This window comes from Burkholderia sp. YIM B11467, assembly GCF_052952715.1.
The window spans coordinates 233290-250578 of sequence record NZ_JBQVSQ010000001.1 but is presented as its reverse complement, the minus strand read 5'-3'; the positions used below and the strand labels follow the sequence as shown (position 1 = coordinate 250578).

General features: G+C 66.2%; 17 protein-coding genes and 1 pseudogene. 8 read left to right on the top strand and 10 right to left on the bottom strand.

Translation table 11 applies throughout. From position 1 onward, the window contains the following. Nucleotides 1-47 precede the first annotated feature (47 nt). Entirely contained in the window at nt 48-2081 is a 2034-nt protein-coding gene (locus ACTRWB_RS01110) for an oxidoreductase (protein ID WP_446900619.1), read from the top strand. A gap of 105 nt (nt 2082-2186) precedes the next feature. On the opposite strand, the gene ACTRWB_RS01105 is transcribed toward ACTRWB_RS01110, so the two are convergent. Further along, nucleotides 2187-2597, bottom strand: a complete 411-nt coding sequence (locus ACTRWB_RS01105; RefSeq protein WP_129516786.1) for a DUF2471 family protein — start codon at nt 2595-2597, stop codon at nt 2187-2189. Nucleotides 2598-2817: 220 nt separating this feature from the next. Then, complete coding sequence (locus tag ACTRWB_RS01100; protein ID WP_446900618.1) at nt 2818-3711, bottom strand: LysR family transcriptional regulator; 894 nt, start codon at nt 3709-3711, stop codon at nt 2818-2820. 86 nt (nt 3712-3797) lie between these two features. On the opposite strand from ACTRWB_RS01100, the gene ACTRWB_RS01095 reads away from it, so the two are divergent. Beyond that, nucleotides 3798-4574 (top strand): NAD(P)H-dependent oxidoreductase, encoded by a 777-nt coding sequence (locus ACTRWB_RS01095; protein ID WP_446900617.1) that lies wholly within the window; start codon nt 3798-3800, stop codon nt 4572-4574. An 82-nt stretch (nt 4575-4656) separates the two neighbouring features. Here ACTRWB_RS01095 and ACTRWB_RS01090 read toward each other — a convergent pair whose 3' ends face one another. The 4 genes from ACTRWB_RS01090 to ACTRWB_RS01075 form a co-directional block, all read right to left on the bottom strand. Next, the gene (locus tag ACTRWB_RS01090; RefSeq protein WP_446900616.1) at nt 4657-6546 is read right to left on the bottom strand and encodes an ATP-binding protein; all 1890 of its coding nucleotides are present in this window, start codon (nt 6544-6546) and stop codon (nt 4657-4659) included. A 533-nt stretch (nt 6547-7079) separates the two neighbouring features. Next, nucleotides 7080-7370, bottom strand: a complete 291-nt coding sequence (gene catC / locus ACTRWB_RS01085) for a muconolactone Delta-isomerase (RefSeq protein WP_048250140.1) — start codon at nt 7368-7370, stop codon at nt 7080-7082. 43 nt (nt 7371-7413) lie between these two features. Further along, nucleotides 7414-8316, bottom strand: coding sequence for a catechol 1,2-dioxygenase (gene catA / locus ACTRWB_RS01080; RefSeq protein ID WP_446900615.1), 903 nt, complete (start codon nt 8314-8316; stop codon nt 7414-7416). A gap of 32 nt (nt 8317-8348) precedes the next feature. Then, nucleotides 8349-9482 (bottom strand): muconate/chloromuconate family cycloisomerase, encoded by a 1134-nt coding sequence (locus ACTRWB_RS01075; protein ID WP_446900614.1) that lies wholly within the window; start codon nt 9480-9482, stop codon nt 8349-8351. 91 nt (nt 9483-9573) lie between these two features. Here ACTRWB_RS01075 and ACTRWB_RS01070 point away from each other — a divergent pair, with 91 nt between their 5' ends. Continuing rightward, a complete protein-coding gene (locus tag ACTRWB_RS01070) occupies nt 9574-10464 on the top strand; it encodes a LysR family transcriptional regulator (protein ID WP_048250143.1) in 891 nt (296 codons plus the stop codon). A gap of 144 nt (nt 10465-10608) precedes the next feature. On the opposite strand, the gene andR is transcribed toward ACTRWB_RS01070, so the two are convergent. After that, entirely contained in the window at nt 10609-11568 is a 960-nt protein-coding gene (gene andR / locus ACTRWB_RS01065) for an anthranilate 1,2-dioxygenase regulatory protein AndR (protein ID WP_446900613.1), read from the bottom strand. Nucleotides 11569-11779: 211 nt separating this feature from the next. Here andR and andAc point away from each other — a divergent pair, with 211 nt between their 5' ends. The 5 genes from andAc to ACTRWB_RS01040 all read left to right on the top strand — a co-directional run bounded on the left by andAc (nt 11780) and on the right by ACTRWB_RS01040 (nt 16491). After that, on the top strand, nt 11780-13051 hold the full coding sequence (gene andAc, locus ACTRWB_RS01060; RefSeq protein WP_193101063.1) for an anthranilate 1,2-dioxygenase large subunit AndAc: 1272 nt from the start codon (nt 11780-11782) through the stop codon (nt 13049-13051). A 14-nt stretch (nt 13052-13065) separates the two neighbouring features. Next, the gene (gene andAd, locus ACTRWB_RS01055; protein ID WP_048250146.1) at nt 13066-13542 is read left to right on the top strand and encodes an anthranilate 1,2-dioxygenase small subunit AndAd; all 477 of its coding nucleotides are present in this window, start codon (nt 13066-13068) and stop codon (nt 13540-13542) included. Nucleotides 13543-13559: 17 nt separating this feature from the next. Next, complete coding sequence (gene andAb / locus ACTRWB_RS01050) at nt 13560-13886, top strand: anthranilate 1,2-dioxygenase ferredoxin subunit AndAb (RefSeq protein WP_129516794.1); 327 nt, start codon at nt 13560-13562, stop codon at nt 13884-13886. After that, entirely contained in the window at nt 13876-15096 is a 1221-nt protein-coding gene (gene andAa, locus ACTRWB_RS01045) for an anthranilate 1,2-dioxygenase system ferredoxin--NAD(+) reductase (protein ID WP_446900612.1), read from the top strand. The genes andAb and andAa overlap by 11 nt, the downstream gene beginning before the upstream one ends. 108 nt (nt 15097-15204) lie before the next feature. Then, complete coding sequence (locus ACTRWB_RS01040; RefSeq protein ID WP_446900611.1) at nt 15205-16491, top strand: DUF445 domain-containing protein; 1287 nt, start codon at nt 15205-15207, stop codon at nt 16489-16491. Between the two features lie 33 nt (nt 16492-16524). Here the strand turns inward: ACTRWB_RS01040 and ACTRWB_RS01035 are convergent, their stop codons facing one another. The 3 genes and pseudogenes from ACTRWB_RS01035 to ACTRWB_RS01025 form a co-directional block, all read right to left on the bottom strand. Next, complete coding sequence (locus ACTRWB_RS01035) at nt 16525-16827, bottom strand: HigA family addiction module antitoxin (protein ID WP_193101060.1); 303 nt, start codon at nt 16825-16827, stop codon at nt 16525-16527. Between the two features lie 12 nt (nt 16828-16839). After that, nucleotides 16840-16986 (bottom strand): annotated as a pseudogene (locus ACTRWB_RS01030) (type II toxin-antitoxin system RelE/ParE family toxin); the annotation flags it as partial. Nucleotide 16987: 1 nt separating this feature from the next. Further along, nucleotides 16988-17287 (bottom strand): addiction module antidote protein, encoded by a 300-nt coding sequence (locus ACTRWB_RS01025; protein ID WP_048250151.1) that lies wholly within the window; start codon nt 17285-17287, stop codon nt 16988-16990. Between the last annotated feature and the right edge of the window lie 2 nt (nt 17288-17289).

Below are 17289 nucleotides of genomic sequence, written 5' to 3'. Positions count from 1 at the left end.
CGGCGCGAGCCTACGATGGCAGGCATCGCTTATCAGGCAGGATCATCATGACGACAACCTTTCCCCACCTGCTCGCGCCGCTCGATCTCGGCTTCACGACGCTGAAGAACCGCGTGCTGATGGGCTCCATGCACACGGGCCTCGAGGACAGCCGCAAGACGCTGCCGCGGCTCGCCGAATATTTCGCCGAACGCGCGCGCGGCGGCGTCGGCCTGATCGTGACGGGCGGCTTCGCGCCGAACGTGGCCGGCTGGACCAAGCCGTTCGGCGGCACGCTGATGACGTCGGGCGCCGCGCGGCGGCATCGCGTGATCACCGATGCCGTGCACGCCGACGACGGCAAGATCGCGCTGCAGATCCTGCACACGGGCCGTTACGGTTATCACCCGTTCGCGGTCGCGCCGTCGAAGATCAAGTCGCCGATCTCGCCGTTCGCGCCGCACGAACTGAGCGCGCGCGGTGTCGAGCGGCAGATTCGCGCGTTCGTCCGCTGCGCGCAGCTCGCGCGCGAAGCCGGCTACGACGGCGTCGAGATCATGGGCTCCGAGGGTTACCTGATCAACCAGTTCATCTCGATGCATACGAACAAGCGCACCGACCAGTGGGGCGGTTCGTACGAGAACCGCATCCGGCTGCCGATCGAGATCATCGAGCGCACGCGCGAAGCGGTCGGCCGCGATTTCATCCTGATCTACCGGCTGTCGATGCTCGACCTGATTCCGGACGGCAGCGACTGGAACGAGACAGTGCAGCTCGCGAAGGCCGTCGAGCGCGCGGGCGCGACCATCATCAACACGGGGATCGGCTGGCACGAGGCACGTGTGCCGACGATCGCGACGTCGGTGCCGCGCGGCGCGTTCGCCTGGGTCACGAAAAAGATGAAGGGCGAGGTCGGCATTCCGCTCGTGACGACCAACCGGATCAACCGGCCCGAGGTGGCCGAGCAGATTCTCGCGGACGGCTGCGCGGACATGGTGTCGATGGCGCGCCCGCTGCTCGCGGATGCCGAGTTCGTCGTCAAGGCCGCGCAGGGCCGTGCCGACGAGATCAACACCTGCATCGGTTGCAACCAGGCGTGTCTCGATCACGCGTTCAAGAACAAGATCGCGTCGTGCCTGCTGAATCCGCGCGCGTGCCACGAGACGGAACTGAACTATGCGCCCGCGCAGCAGCCGAAGCGCATCGCCGTGGTCGGCGCGGGGCCGGCCGGGCTCGCGTGTTCGACCGTGCTCGCGCAGCGCGGCCATCAGGTCGACCTGTTCGACGGCGCAGCCGAGATCGGCGGCCAGTTCAACATGGCGAAGCAGGTGCCGGGCAAGGAAGAGTTTCATGAAGCGTTGCGCTACTTCGGCCGCCAGGTCGAGCTGACCGGCGTGCACCTGCACCTGAACCGCCGCGTCGACGCGAGCGACCTGATCGCGGGCGGCTACGACGAGATCGTGCTTGCGACCGGCGTGGCGCCGCGCGACCCGAAGATTCCCGGGCAGGACGGGCCGAACGTGCTCAGCTATATCGACGTGCTCGCGGGCAAACAACCGGTCGGCCGGCGGGTCGCGGTAGTTGGCGCGGGCGGGATCGGCTTCGATGTTGCCGAGTATCTGGTGCAGGACGGCGAGTCGCCGGCGCTCGACCTGGAAGAATGGAAGGCCGAGTGGGGCGTGACCGACCCGGCCGCGACGCGTGGTGGCGTGACGCGTGCGCAGGTGGCGGCGCCCGCACGTGAAGTGACGCTGCTGCAGCGCAAGGCCGCGCCGCTCGGCAAGGGGCTTGGCAAGACGACCGGCTGGATCCACCGCGCGACGCTGAAGATGAAGCAGGTGAAGATGATCGGCGGCGTGAACTACGAGCGGATCGATGCGCGCGGGCTGCACGTGTCGTACGGCGAGCAGCGCACCGATCACGCGCTGATCGAAGCCGACACGATCGTGCTCTGCACGGGGCAGGAGCCGCAGCGCGCGCTGCTCGCGCCGCTGCAGGCGGCCGGGCGCTCGGTGCACCTGATCGGCGGCGCGGAACTGGCGGCCGAACTCGATGCGAAGCGCGCGATCGATCAGGGTTCGCGGCTCGCGGCGCGGCTCTGATGGCTCGACGGCGCGGCTGCGCATGGCCGCGATGGCATGCGCTGTCCCGGGGTTCGGCGCTTGCGCCGGCGCGGCCTGACCGGAAGGCCGCGCCGGCCGCCGGGTTCATTCCATCTCGACGCGCTGTGCCTCTGTCTCTTCCGCTTCGAGCATCGCCTTGACGATCAGATAGACGGCAGGCAGATCGTCGTCGTCGCGCTTCCAGTCGACGGCTTCCTCGATGTCTGCCGCGACCATTCGGCTGTCGCGCAGCCGGATGAATGCATCGACGACGGTCGGATCGTTGCGGTTCAGGAAACCGGGGTTCGAGAACGCAAGCTCCTCGACATTCAACAGCGCCTCCCAGCTCATCGTGCGGACCGCGGCCGGATGGCTGCGCCGCTTCAGGCCGAGCGCCCGCTGCGCGGGGGCGCCGACGACGCGTTGAAGATCGACGACCGCCTGCCGCGCGGCGCGCTCGAAGTGGATCGGGTTGAAACCGGGTTGCTCGGGATCGAATGCGGATGACTGGAACATGGTCGCCTCACAAAAATCCGTCCGTCGATGGGTGACGGAATTCGGGTCAAATGGTGCAAAAGCACTGTAAATATATACAGTGTTCGAGGCGGTTTCAAGTCCCGAATGAAGAATCTTGCAGCAGGGCCGGGCGGCCCGGGCGAAGGCGACCGAAACCGGTAATCGCGCGCCGTCCGGCACGCCGTTCCCCGCCGCGCCGAATCCGGCTGCCGTCGTTGGCTTATACCGATGCCGCAATCGTCTCCCGCAGCCACCGATGCGCCGGATCGCGATGCACGCGTTCGTGCCACAGCATCGACATTTCATAGCCGGGCACCTCGACCGGCGCTTCCACCACACGCAGCGCAGGCACGTCGCGCACCAGCCGCTCGGGCAGCATTGCGACAAGATCGGTGCTGGCGACGGCCGACATCACGAACAGGAAATGCGGCACGGACAGCACGACGCGCCGCGTGGCGCCGACTTTCGCGAGCGCTTCGTCCGTTACGCCGAAGAAGCCGCCGCCGTCGGGCGACACGATCACGTGTTCGAACGTGCCGAACTGCGCGAGCGTGGGGCGCCGCTTCAATTTCGGATGATCGTTGCGGCCGATGAGCACGTACCGCTCGGCGAACAGCGGCAGGCGCCGCATGCCGGCCGGCGAACCCTCGGTCGTATGGAATGCGAGGTCGATGCCGTTGCGCTCCGCATCCTGCTCGATGCGCGGCGGCACGAGCTCGACGACGGCCAGCCGCGTGCCGGGGGCGGCCGACCGCAGCGTGTTCAGCGCCGGCAGCACGATCGTCGATTCGCCGTAGTCGGTCGCGGCCACGCGCCACGTGTTCGTCGCGGTCGCGGGATCGAACGGCGCGGCGGGGCTCACCGCGCGTTCGACGGCTTCCAGCGCGTCCCGCACCGGCTCGCGCAGCGCTTCCGCGCGCGCGGTCGGCCGCATCCCGCGCGGCCCCGGCAACAGCAGCGGATCGCCGAACAGGTCGCGCAGTTTCTGCAACTGCACGCTGACCGACGGCTGCGACAGGTTCAGCTTGTCGGCCGCGCGCGTGACGTTGTGCTCGGCGAGCAGCACGTCCAGCGTGACGAGCAGGTTCAGATCGAGCCGTCTGAGATTATTCATGGCTATACTTGGAATATCAGGAATTCATTTCAAATATACCTTCGACGACGGCATCCTGCAGTCATTCAATCAACGGAGTGACGAACATGAATGTGCTGATTGTTTATGCCCATCCCGAACCGCGTTCGCTGAACGGCGCGCTGCGCGACTTCGCCGTAGAGCATCTCGAAGCGGCCGGCCACACGGTGCAGGTGACTGACCTATATGCGATGAGCTGGAAGGCGACGTTTGACGCGAATGACGTGACCGATCGCGAGGCCGGTGCGCGCTTCAATCCGTCGCTCGACTCGAAGCATGCGTTCGCGACCGGCACGCAGCGCGAGGACATCGCGCGCGAACAGGACAAGCTGAAGTGGGCCGACGCAGTGATCCTGCAGTTTCCGCTGTGGTGGTTCTCGATGCCGGCGATCATGAAGGGCTGGGTCGAGCGTGTGTATGCGTACGGCTTTGCTTATGGTGTCGGCGAGCATTCGGACACGCGCTGGGGTAACCGCTATGGCGAAGGGTCGCTGGCCGGCAAGCGGGCGATGGTGATCGTCACGGCGGGCGGGTGGGAGTCGCACTACAGCCCGCGCGGCATCAACGGCCCGATCGACGACGTGCTGTTCCCGATCCAGCACGGGATGCTGTATTACCCGGGTTTCGACGTGTTGCCGCCGTTCGTGATCTACCGGACGGGAAAGATGAACGAAGCGCGCTTCGACGAAACGCGCGCGGCGCTCGGCAGGCGTCTCGACGATCTGTGGACCACACAGCCGATTCCGTTCCGGCGGCAGAACGCGGGCGATTACGAGATTCCGGCGCTGACGCTGAAGGACGAGATCGCGCCGGGGAGGGTGGGGTTCGCGGCGCACATGGCATGAATTCCGCCGCTCGCCGGGGTGTCGTCGGCTCGGGCGCGCGGTGACCCGCGAGCCCCGCGTCGTGCCGCTGCGATGACGACGCTCATGCGGGCGGCAGGGAGAAGGTAAAGGTCGAACCGCGATCCGCGTTGTTGGTCGCCCATACGCGTCCGTAGTGCGCTTCGATGATCGACTGGCAGATCGACAGGCCGATGCCCATGCCGGCCGGCTTCGTCGTGAAGAACGCGTCGAACAGCCGGTCGATATCTTCGTCGCGAATGCCTGTTCCCGAATCCCGCATCGCGACGGCGACGTAGCCGTTTTCGTCCAGGCGCGACGAGACCAGGAGGCGGCGCAAACCATCGGGTACGCCGGCCATGGCCTGCATCGCGTTCACGAGCAGGTTCATCAACACCTGTTGAAGCTGGATCCGGTTGCCCGATATCGGCGGAAGGTCGGTCGCGAGGTCGACGCGCAATTCGATGCCGTGATGGGCCATCTCCCGGTTGAGCAAGGCGACGGTTTCCTCGACCACGTCGTTCAACGCCAGCATGTCGCGCTGCACGGTGGCGGAGCGTGTCGTGAGATCCCGCACCCGTTGCACGATGCTGGAGGCCCGCGTGCTGCTGGCGATCACGCCGTCGAGGCAGGCGCGCACTTCGTCGAGTTCCGGCGGTTCGCGCCCGATCCAGCGCTGGGCGGTCTGCCCGAAGGTCAGTATCGCCGACAGCGGTTGACCGACTTCATGAGCGATCGACGCGCTCAGCGCACCCAATACCGTTGCACGCGCAACGCGTTCGAGCTCGGCGCGGGTCGAGCGGATCTGCTCCTCGGCCAGTCGCGCAGCACTGACGTCCATCACCGCGCCGACGTACTGCGCACTGTGATGCGCATCGTCGAGCGGATGGGCGACCAGATGAACATGCTTGACGGTTCCATCGGGCATCAGCAACCGGGCATGGACATCGAGGTAGCTTCTCGTCGTCGTGGCTGCCGTCATCGCGACCTGGAAGGCGCCGGCGTCGTCGGGATGCAGGCGGGCCGCGAACAGCGCGATGGAGGGCGTGGTCGCGGTGTCGTACTCGAGAATCCGGAATGTCTCCGCCGACCAGGAGACGGCGGCGGTTGCGATATTCCAGCCGAAGCTGCCGGTACGGCTGAGCCGTTGCACTTCGGCCAGGAATTCAGCCTCGCTGCGGCGCAGCGCCTGTTCGGCGAATTTGCGCCGCGTGATGTCCGTGTTGCTTTCGAGAATGCCGTACGGTTTGCCGCCGGCATTGACCTGCATGGACCATCGGCTGGCGAGGACGAGTTTCTTGCCGTTGCGGTTCGTATGGACGAGTTCGCCTTCCCAATGACCGGTGCGCATCAGGATGCCGATGATCTCGTCGAGCGGCGCGGGGAAGACCGTTTCAAGCAGCGTATGCGCGTGCTGGCCGATCGCCTCGGCGCGTTTCCATCCGTACAGGGTTTCCGCGGCGCGATTCCAGTACTTGATCGCATCGTGCTCGTCGCGCACGAAAATGCTGTCGTTCGTGAGATCCAGCAGACGCGCCTGTTCGTGCTGGATGTGCCCAAGCACACGGATATACCGAATCAACGCGGCGACGATGAGCGTTGTGACCAGGAATGTCGCGAGCGCGATGACGTCTTGTGTCCGGGCGACCTTCAGGCCGAAAAGGGGCGCCGTGAAATAGTAGTCCAGCAGCGCGCTGCCAAGAATCGAAAAGAGGACCGACGACAGAAAAGGGCCGAATATCGCCAGGACGACAATCACCAGCCTCAACACCAGGCTGGCGGTCGGATATTCGAGGCGCCACGCCAGGCATGCCCACGTGGCAGCGGCAAGGGCAAGGCTGCCGCCGACGCAGAACAGCGCGGCGTGCATCATCCGCGTGGGCGTAACGGGCTGCCACGTCCGGAACAGACGTGTGCCGGACAGGATGCCACGCGAGCGCGTCGCGCGAGAATCGGGCTTGATGGTTGAGCGCATGGCAATGGAAGGGGGGGCGACCTCGGGTATGCGATGCCGAGCGATGTTTGTCCTGTAGAGAGGGCGCCGTGCGCGATGCGGCGAACCATTCAACCGGTATCTCGATCGCTCGCGCAGACGGCGACGGGACGGGGCAGTACGGAGACCGGACGCTGTCAGGCTCGCGGCAATTGCGCTGCGGGCTGACGAGCAAGATGCGATGGATTTCCGTGCCGACACGACACGAGAGAGGCTGCCACGATGCGCCTGAATAGTCCTGAATCTGCCGCTAATTCTTCTTCGCTGCAGGGGGAAATCGCCAGTGCTTGGCGGCGTCAGGCGGGGATGAAGCGCTGCGGGAAGCGCAGGCTTGGGGGAGGGGGCGACGGGGCGCCTGGATCAGGCAGGCTTGCCGGAGGCAAAGCGTTGAAACGTATTAAGGGCAGCACCGATACGTGCGCCGCGAACACCCGGCGCGATCGCATCGGAATCCCGCGGTACACCGTCCGCTTCGATCGGGACGATGCACCGCGAATTCCACGGCTTATCGGCAATTACCGATCGTCTTCCCGTACCGAAGACGGATGCCGGCACAGTGCCCGCACCTCGAGCTCCATATACGGAAACAGCGGCAGCTGACTCAGCAGGTCATGCAACTGCTGCACGCTGTCGACATCGAAAATACTGACGTTCGCGTACCGCCCCGCGATCCGCCACAGATGTCGCCAGATCCCTTCGTTCATCAGCCGCTGGCACATCGCCTTCTCTTCCGCCTTCAGCGTCGCCGCCTTGACCGGATCCATGTCCGCCGGCAGACGGACCGTCATTTCCACATGAAACAGCATCCTGCACTCCTTGCGTTATCGATTCGTCGAACGGGGAGGCCGCTCAGGCCTGCGCGCGGGCCCGCTCGACTTCGCTCGCCGGCACGTCCTGCTTTTCCTTGAGCAGCGAGAAATCGAAGTCGATCAGCGCGAACTGCCCGTCGACACCATACGGCTTGCCTTCCGCGCCTTCGGCCTGCTTGATCTTCGGGATCAGCCCTTCGCGGGTCGCGAATGCGAAGTCGTCCCAGATGTGCGGATCGCCTTCGATGTTGATCTGCGTCGTCAGCTTACGATAACCGTCCGCCGAAACGAAGAAGTGAATGTGCGCGGGACGATGGCCGTGGCGGCCGAGCTGGTCGAGCAACTGCTCGGTCTTGCTGCCCGGCGGCACGCTGTAGCCGACCGGCAGCACGCTGCGGAAGCTGTAGCGGCCTTCGGCATCGGTGCGGATCGAGCGGCGCAGGTTGAACGCGGGCTGCGATTGATCGAAGTACGAGTAGTTGCCGAGATGGTTCGCGTGCCATACCTCGACGAGCGCGTTCGCGATCGGCGCGCCGTCCTTGCCGAGCACCTGGCCGCGCATGATGAGCGTCTGGCCCGGATCGTTGCCGTCGTCGAGGCGCGCATGGCCGACCGACTCCGGCGCACCCGCGACATACAGCGGCCCTTCGATCGTGCGCGGCGTGCCGCCCTGGATGCCGGCCTTCTCTTCGGCTTCGTCCATCCGCACGTCGAGGAAGCGCTCGAGGCCGAGGCCTGCTGCGATCAGCCCGAATTCACGGCCGGCTTCGTTCAGGTAGTTGAGCGCCGTCCAGAACTCGCTCGGCTGCACGTCGAAATCCTCGATCGTGTAGCAGATGTCCTTCACGATCCGGTTGACGATCGCGCGCACGCGCGGGTTGCCGGGTTTCTCGGCGGCGTCGTCGAAGGATTTCAGCAGTGCGTCGATGGCTTGCTTGTTCATCTGTGTCTCCGGTTTCGGTTGTCGTGTGGGGATCAGCGGGCGTCGCGTCGCATCCGTTCGATGCGGGCCCAGTCGAAGGTGATGCCGAGGCCGGGCGTCGCCGGCAGGTGCAGCTTGAAATCCTGGTAACGCAGCGGCTCGACGAGGATTTCCTCGGTGAGCAGCAGCGGACCGAACAGCTCGGTGCCCCATTTCAGCGAGTCGAACGTGCTGAACAGTTGCGCGGATGCCATCGTGCCGGCCGCACCCTCGAGCATCGTGCCGCCGTACAGTTCGATGCCGGCCGCCGACGCGATCGACGCGACGCTCGCCGCGCCCTGCAGGCCGCCCGATTGCGCGATCTTCACCGCGAACACGTCGGCCGCGCGTTCTTGCGCGAGCGCGAATGCATCGACCGGGCCGTGCAGCGCCTCGTCGGCCATGATCGGTACCTGCGCGAGCTGCGTGAGTCGTTTCAGTCCCGCGCGGTTGGTCGCGGCGATCGGCTGCTCGACGAGGCTCACGCCGGCTTCCGCGAACCGCGCGCCGGCCCAGATCGCATCGGTTTCGGTCCACGCCTGGTTGACGTCAACGCGCACGTCGCCGCGCTCGCCGAGCGCGCGCTTGATCGCGATCACGTGCGCGACGTCGTCGGCAACCGCGTTCGAGCCGATCTTCAGCTTGAATGCGCGATGGCGGCGTGCGTCGAGCATCGCTTCGGCTTCCGCGATGTCGCGCTGCGTGTCGCCGCTCGCGAGCGTCCATGCGACATCCACCGCGTCGGTCCGGCGGCCGCCGAACAGCTCGGACAGCGGCACGCCGAGACGGCGCGCCTGCGCATCGAACAGCGCGGTTTCGATCGCGCACTTCGCGAAACGGTTGCCCTGGAACAGCTTGCGCGCACGCGCCATCGCGGCGCCCGGGCGCGTCGCGTCCATGCCCTGCAGCAGTGGCGCGAAGTAGGTGTCGATGTTGACCTTGATGCTCTCGGGGCTCTCCTCGCCGTACGCGAGACCGCCGATGGTCGTCGCCTCGCCGACACCTTCGATACCGTCCGTGCATCGAATTCGGACCAGTACGAGCGTCTGGCAATTCATCGTGGCGACCGACAATTTGTGGGGCCTGATCGTCGGCACGTCGACGAGCAACGTCTCGATGCGTTCGATGGTGGCGGCAGTTGCTATCATGCGATTCCTCCTGTTGGTGCACATGGTAGGAATTCCCGCCCCGCGTCGTCCAACACTCTTTCCGACTACTTCCATACCTTTGAGGCATGAAATGGAATTGCGTCAGCTCCGCTACTTCATCGCCGTCGCCGAGGAAATGAACATCACGCGGGCTGCGGAGCGTCTGCACATGACGCAGCCGCCGCTGAGCCGCCAGCTCCAGGCGATCGAGGACGAGATCGGGTTGCCGCTGTTCGAGCGCGGCGCGCGGCCGCTGAAGCTGACGGATGCGGGGCGCGTGTTCTATGCGCAGGCGAAGCGCCTCGTCGACCAGGCCGACGAGCTCGGCCCGCTGACGCGGCGGCTCGCGCAGTCGTCGGAACGGATCGTGATCGGCTTCGTGCCGTCGACGCTGTACGGCGCGCTGCCGGACGTGATCCGCGCGTTTCGCGAGGCGCAGCCGGACGTCGAGCTGTCGCTGATCGAAATGTTCACGCTCGAACAGCTCGGCGCGCTGAAGGGCGGGCGGATCGACGTCGGGTTCGGCCGCCTGCGTTTCGACGACGACCAGGTCGTGCGCGAGGCGTTGATCGAGGAAAAGCTGATCGCGGCGCTGCCGGTCGGGCATCCGCTCGCCGATCCGGCCCGGCCGCTGACGCTCGCGGATATCGCGAACGAGACGCTGATCGTCTATCCGAGCACGCCGCGGCCGAGCTTCGCCGATCAGCAACTCTCCGCGCTGCGCGACGGCGCGCTGGTGCCGGCCGCCGTTCATGAGGTGCGCGAATTGCAGACGGCGCTCGGGCTCGTGGCCGCGCAAGTCGGCGTGTCGCTGGTGCCGGAGAGTGTGGAGGGTGTGCGTGTGAAGGGGGTCGTCTACCGGCGCTTGCCGGAACCGGCCGCGACGTCGCCGATCATCATGAGTCGCCGGCTGCACGGCGAAAGCGCGGCGACGGCCGCGTTCTGCGCGATTGCGCGGGAGATGATCGTGCCGGGGGCGTAAGGGCGGTCGTTGGTGCTATGAATCGCAACTAACGGTCTGTTTCCGCGTGCCCGGACGAATTCGGAGAGGGCGGCGCGATCTGATGCTGTTCCTTCCCGTCTCACGGCCAGCCGTCAGGCTTCCGGGTGCGCCAGCCTGACGACGTTAACGCTTCCCGTCGAGCGTCTCCGACGGCGATTCGCCGAACTTTTCCCGGTAAGCGATCGCGAACCGGCCAAGGTGCGTAAACCCGCAATCGAGCGCGACATCGGCGATCCGCCGGTCGGACGCCGTGCCGCGCAGCAGCTCGCGTGCATGGTCGAGCCGCGTCGCGCGCAGGTATTGCATCGGGCTCATCCCGCGGAACTGCAGGAACGCGTCGCGCAGCGTCCGTTCGGGCACGTTGGCGGCCTGGACGATATCGGCGAGCTGCAGCGGCTGCGCATAGTGCGCGTTCACGAACTCCTGCGCGCGCCGCACGAAGCCCGGCGCCGGGTCGCGGTGCGATGCGCGCAGCACGGACGGCGGATGGCCTTCGATCAGCAGGTCGATCAGCAGATGTTCGAGCTGCGATGCAACGCGCGGGTTCGCGTTCGCGCGTTCGAGCAGTTCGGGAGAGCGGGCGACGAGCATCAGTTGCTGACGCCACGCGGAGAGCGCCGCGTCGCTGATGTGCAGCACGGGGTCGAGCGTCGCGCGCGGGTCGCCGGTCAGCGAGCCGACGGTTGCCGCGTCGATGCGCAGCACGAACTGCTCGCAATCGGCCGACAGTACCGCGTCGAAGCGCTCGCCGGGCGCGCACAGCACGCCGGTCTGGCCGTCGACGCCGAGCTGCCGCCCCATTGCGCGCACCTCGGCCTGGCCGGACAGGCAGAACATCAGCAGGTAATACCCGTCGACCGCGTCGACCTGCACGCGCATCGCGTCGCCGAACGCGATCGTGCCGATCCCGAGCCCGCCGAGCTTGACGAAATCCATGTGCGACGCACCGTGCACGCGCCCGTTCGGCAGCAGCGCATGCGGCTGCATCACGCGCGAGATCCGCTCGCGCGTCTCGTCGAGATCGTGGGATTCGAACAGCCGGTGCGCGCGCAGCGCGAGCGGCTCGAACGACGTTGGGGACATGGGCATCAGCCTAATTGGGGACGCCGCGTTTCGATCCGACGAATGGGTCGCGACCGGACGCGGCATCGTGTGTGCCGCCATGCTAGCTCAGAAATCCGCCGAAAGTGGATATTGCACCGCCGCAATCGCACTTTCCGGATAGACGGCGAATATTAGCTTTTCAAAAATGGGCTCCATGCATTCAACGAAACAGATCGACAAGGAGTCCGACATGGAGCAGACAGAATCGCCCGTCGTGTTCGCCGCCCGCGGCGATGCATCCGACGTGACCTTTCCGCACGACGACGGCTCGCGCGTGCCATACAAGGTGTTCAGCTCGCAAGCGGTCTACGAGCGCGAGCAGGAACGCATCTTCCGCGGGCCGACGTGGAACTTCGTCGCGCTGGAAGCGGAAATCCCGAACGCCGGCGACTTCAAGAGCACGTTCGTCGGCGACACGCCGGTGGTCGTCACGCGCACCGAGGACGGCACGCTGTCCGCGTGGGTGAACCGTTGCGCGCACCGCGGCGCGCAGGTGTGCCGCAAGTCGCGCGGCAACGCGAGCTCGCACACCTGCGTCTATCACCAGTGGAGCTTCGACAACCAGGGCAACCTGCTCGGCGTGCCGTTCCGGCGCGGCCAGAAGGGCATGTCGGGGATGCCTGCCGATTTCGATCCGAAGCAGCACGGGCTGCGCAAGCTGCGCGTCGACAGCTATCACGGGCTGGTGTTCGCGACCTTCAGCGATGAAGTGATGCCGCTGCCCGACTATCTCGGCGAGCAGATGCGCCCGTGGATCGACCGGATCTTCCACAAGCCGATCGAGTATCTCGGCTGCACGCGCCAGTATTCGAAGTCGAACTGGAAGCTGTACATGGAGAACGTGAAGGATCCGTATCACGCGAGCATGCTGCACCTGTTCCATACGACCTTCAACATCTTCCGCGTCGGGATGAAGGCGCGTTCGATTCCGGACGCGAACCACGGGCTGCACAGCATCATCACGGTGACGAAGACGAACGACGACACGTCGGCCGCGTACAAGCAGCAGAACATCCGCTCGTTCGACGAGGGCTTCCACCTCGAGGACGAATCGATCCTCGATCTCGTCTCGGAATACGACGAGGACTGCACGAACCATATCCAGCCGATCTTCCCGCAGCTCGTGATCCAGCAGATCCACAACACGCTGGTTGCGCGGCAGATCCTGCCGAAGGGCCCGGACAACTTCGAGCTGATCTTCCACTTCTTCGGCTACGCGGACGACACGCCCGAGCTGCGCGCGCTGCGCATCAAGCAGGCGAACCTCGTCGGGCCGGCCGGCTACATCTCGATGGAAGACACGGAGGCGACCGAGCTGGTGCAGCGCGGCACGGTGCGCGACGGCGACGCGACGTCGGTGATCGAGATGTCGCGCGGCAATCCGGACCAGCAGGACACGGTGATCACCGAAAGCCTGATCCGCAAGTTCTGGGTCGGCTACCAGAAGCTGATGGGCTATTGAAGCGGGAGCGCGAAATGACGGAAGACATGAAGACGTGGTTCGAGATTTACATGCTGCAGAACCGCTACATCAGCCATCTCGACAACGACCGGATCGAGCAGTGGCCGGAGATGTTCACCGAGGACTGCCTGTACGAAATCGTGCCGAAGGAAAACGCCGACCTCGGGCTGCCGGTCGGGATCGTCCACTGCACGAACCAGCGGATGCTGCGCGACCGCGTGGTGTCGTTGCGGCACGCGAACATCTATGAAGAGCATACGTACCGGCACATGACGTCGGGCCTGACGATCGTCGCCGAACGCGACGGCGAGATCGACACCGAGAGCAACTACGTCGTCGTGCAGACGCGCAGCAACGGTGAATCGAACGTGTACCAGGCCGGCAAGTACTACGACACGGTCGTGCGCACGCCGGACGGGCTGCGCTACAAGACCAAGCGGGTGATCTACGACACGTCGCGCGTGCAGACGCTGCTCGCCACCCCGATCTGACGAAGCAAGGAACCGACATGACCGAAGCAACGCTGGCCGAGTGGCATCCGCTCGGCACTTTCGACGAATTCTCCGAAGACGAACCGGCGGCGCGCGTCGCCGGCCAGAAGCCGATCGCCGTGTTCCGGATCGGCGATGAACTGTTCGCGATGCACGACCTCTGCACGCACGGCCATGCTCGGCTGTCCGAAGGTTATGTGGAGGATGGTTGCGTCGAATGCCCGCTGCACCAGGGGCTGATCGACATCCGCACCGGCGCGCCGAAATGCGCGCCGATCACGGAGCCGGTGCGGACCTATCCGATCCGGATCGTCGACGGGCAGGTGGAAGTCAATGTCGGCTGACCCGTTCGTGATCGTCGGCGCGGGTCACGCGGCGCGGCGCACGGCCGAAGCGCTGCGCGAACGCGACGCCGCGGCGCGCATCGTGATGATCGGCGCGGAGCGCGAGCTGCCGTACGACCGGCCCGCGCTGTCGAAGGATGCGCTGCTGAGCGATGGCGGCGAGCAGCGCGCGTTCATTCGCGATGCGGCGTGGTACGACGCGCAGCGTATCGAGCTGCGGCTCGGCACGCGGGTCGACGCGATCGAGCGCGCCGCGCAGCGCGTGCGGCTCGACGACGGCACGACTCTGCCGTACGCGCGGCTCGTGCTCGCGACGGGCTCGCGGGTGCGCACGTTCGGCGGCGCGATCGACGAAGGTGTCGCGCCGCATTATGTCCGCACGGTCGACGATGCGCGTGCGTTGCGCGCGCAACTTGTTCCGGGCCGCCGCGTCGCGGTGCTCGGCGGCGGCTTCATCGGCCTTGAGGTCGCGGCCGCGGCGCGCCAGCTCGGTTGCGACGTCACGGTGATCGACCCGGCGCCCCGCTTGCTGCAGCGTGCGTTGCCGGAAGTCGTCGGCGCTTATGCGCATCGGTTGCATGATGCGCGCGGCGTGATCTTCCAGATGGCGACGCTGCCGCGCGCGATTCGCCGTGCGCCGGCCGGCGGCGCGATCGTCGAGACCGATCGCGGCGACGTGCAGGCCGACCTCGTCGTGGTCGGCATCGGCGTGGTGCCCAACGTCGAGCTTGCCCACGCGGCCGGACTCGACGTCGACAACGGGATACGCGTCGATGCGGGCTGCCGCACGGCCGATTCCGCGATCTTCGCGACGGGCGAAGTGACGATGCACTTCAATCCGTTGCTCGGGCGTCACGTGCGGATCGAATCGTGGCAGGTTGCCGAAAACCAGCCGGCCGTCGCGGCCGCGAACCTGCTCGGCGCCGACGAAACCTATGCGGAGCTGCCGTGGCTGTGGTCCGATCAGTACGACTGCAACCTGCAGATGCTCGGGCTGTTCGGCAGCGAACGCACGATCGTCGTGCGCGGCGATCCGGCGAGCGGGCCGTTCACGGTGTTCGGGCTGGGTGACGATGGCAGGATCGTCGCGGTAGCCGCGGCCAACCTCGGGCGTGACATCGGCGCATCGCGCCGGCTGATCGCGGCGGGGGCGGTGCCCGATCCCGTGAAACTCGCCGATCCGGCGGTGAACCTGAAGACGTTCATGTAACGGCGGGTGAGCGGCGCACCTGCGGCGCGCGGGCCGGCTCGGCGCGCGCGTTTGTCGGTTGACGCGAAATCGGGGATATTAGCGGCATCGCCGATTCGCCGGTCCTCCATGACGCCAGACAAAGCCCTCGAACTGAAACGAAGCAAGCGCCGCGCGCTGTGGCTGCTGCTGGCCGCGGTCGCGGTGTTCGTCGCGACGATCCTGCTGCCGCGCGGCCCGTGGGTCGACGGCGTCAAGGCCGTGGCCGAGGCCGCGATGGTCGGCGCGCTCGCCGACTGGTTCGCGGTCGTCGCGCTGTTCCGCCGCGTGCCGATTCCGTTCGTGTCGCGCCATACCGAGATCATTCCGAAGAACAAGGACAAGATCGCCGACAACCTCGCGGTGTTCGTGCGCGAGAAGTTCCTCGGCCCCGATGCGCTCGCCGCGCAGATCCGCCAGCACGATCCCGCGCAGAAACTCGGCACGTGGCTCGGCGAGCCGGCGAACACCGACGCGCTCGGCGGCTACGTGACGAAGCTGATGAGCTTCGCGCTCGACATGACCGACGATGCGCGGATCCAGTCGTTCGTCCACGACGCGTTCCGCGCGGTGATCGACCGGGTCGACCTGTCGCAATCGGCCGGTGCGATCCTCGACACGCTGACGAAGGACGGCCGCCACCAGCAGTTGCTCGACGACGCGATCGAACAGGTGGTCGACGTGCTCGACAAGGAGGAGAACCGCGAGGTGATCGCGGGCTTCATCGTCGAATGGCTGAAGACGCAGTACCCGAAGGTCGAGAAGATCATGCCGACACAGTGGTTCGGCGAGAACGGGGCGCGCATGCTCGCGAGCGCGGTGAGCCGCGTGCTGGAAGGCGTGGCGGCCGACCCCGAGCACGAATTGCGGCAGCGCTTCGACCGGACGGTCGTGCGGCTGACCGAGCGGCTGAAGCACGATCCCGCGTTCATCGAAAAGGGCGAGGAGATCAAACGCTACATCCGCGACGGCGACGCGTTCAACACGTATGCGCGCGACTTGTGGGACCAGTTGCGCGCGTGGCTGAAGGCGGATCTCGCGCGCCCCGATTCGGCGTTGCACCGCCAGGCCGCGACGCTCGGCGGCTGGCTCGGCGCGCGGCTCGCGGAGAGCCCGGCGCTGCGCGCGTCGCTGAACGAGCATGTCGAGAAGGCCGTGCACGAGATGGCGCCGGATTTCGCCGATTTCCTGATGCGCCACATCCGCGACACGGTGCGCAACTGGGATGCGCGCGAGATGTCGCGGCAGATCGAGCTGAACATCGGCAAGGATCTGCAGTACATCCGCATCAATGGCACGCTGGTCGGCGGGCTGATCGGGCTCGGGTTGTATCTGGTGTCGCTGGTGCCGCGCTGGGCGGCCGGCTGGCTGCATTGATGCGGTCGCGCCGGCGAACGGCGGCCGCGGTGCCTACGCGTGCGAGCGCTCGCGCGGTTCGACCTTGCGATCGATTTCGCTGCGCGTCGGCAGTGTCTTGAGATCGTAAGCGGTCTGCAGGTTCAACCAGAATTCCGGCGACGTCTCGAAGTAGCGCGCAAGCCGGTAAGCCGTATCGGCCGTGATTCCACGCCGTTCCTTGACGATTTCGTGCAAGCGTGTCGCCGGCACGTTCAACGCGAGCGCCAGTGCGTTGACGCTCATTTCCAGCGGAACGAGGAATTCTTCCCGCAGGACTTCGCCCGGATGAATCGGGCGCATTCCATTCTTGAGCATGCAAAGCTCCAGTCAGTGATAGTCGACGATCTCGACCTGGGTCGGACCATCGTCGCTCCATACGAAACAGATCCGCCATTGTTCGTTGATGCGAATGCTGTGCTGACCTTCCCGATCGCTTTGCAACGCTTCGAGCCGGTTGCCGGGCGGCGCCCGCAAGTCACGCATGCGCTTTCGAGCCGTGCAGTTGCAGGCCGAGCGCCTTGATGACCTTCAGGATCGTGCCGAAGCTCGGGTTGCCGTCGTGCGACAGCGCCTTGTACAGCCCTTCGCGCGACAGGCCCGCATCGCGCGCGACCTGCGACATGCCGCGTGCGCGCGCGATCACGCCGAGCGCGTGCGCGATGAAGGCCGGATCGTCGCCGGCCTCTTGCAGGCACGCTTCGAAGTAGTCGGCCATGTCGTCTTCGGTCTTCAGATGGTCGGCCGAATCCCACGGCCGGGTCCTGATTTTGTCCATCG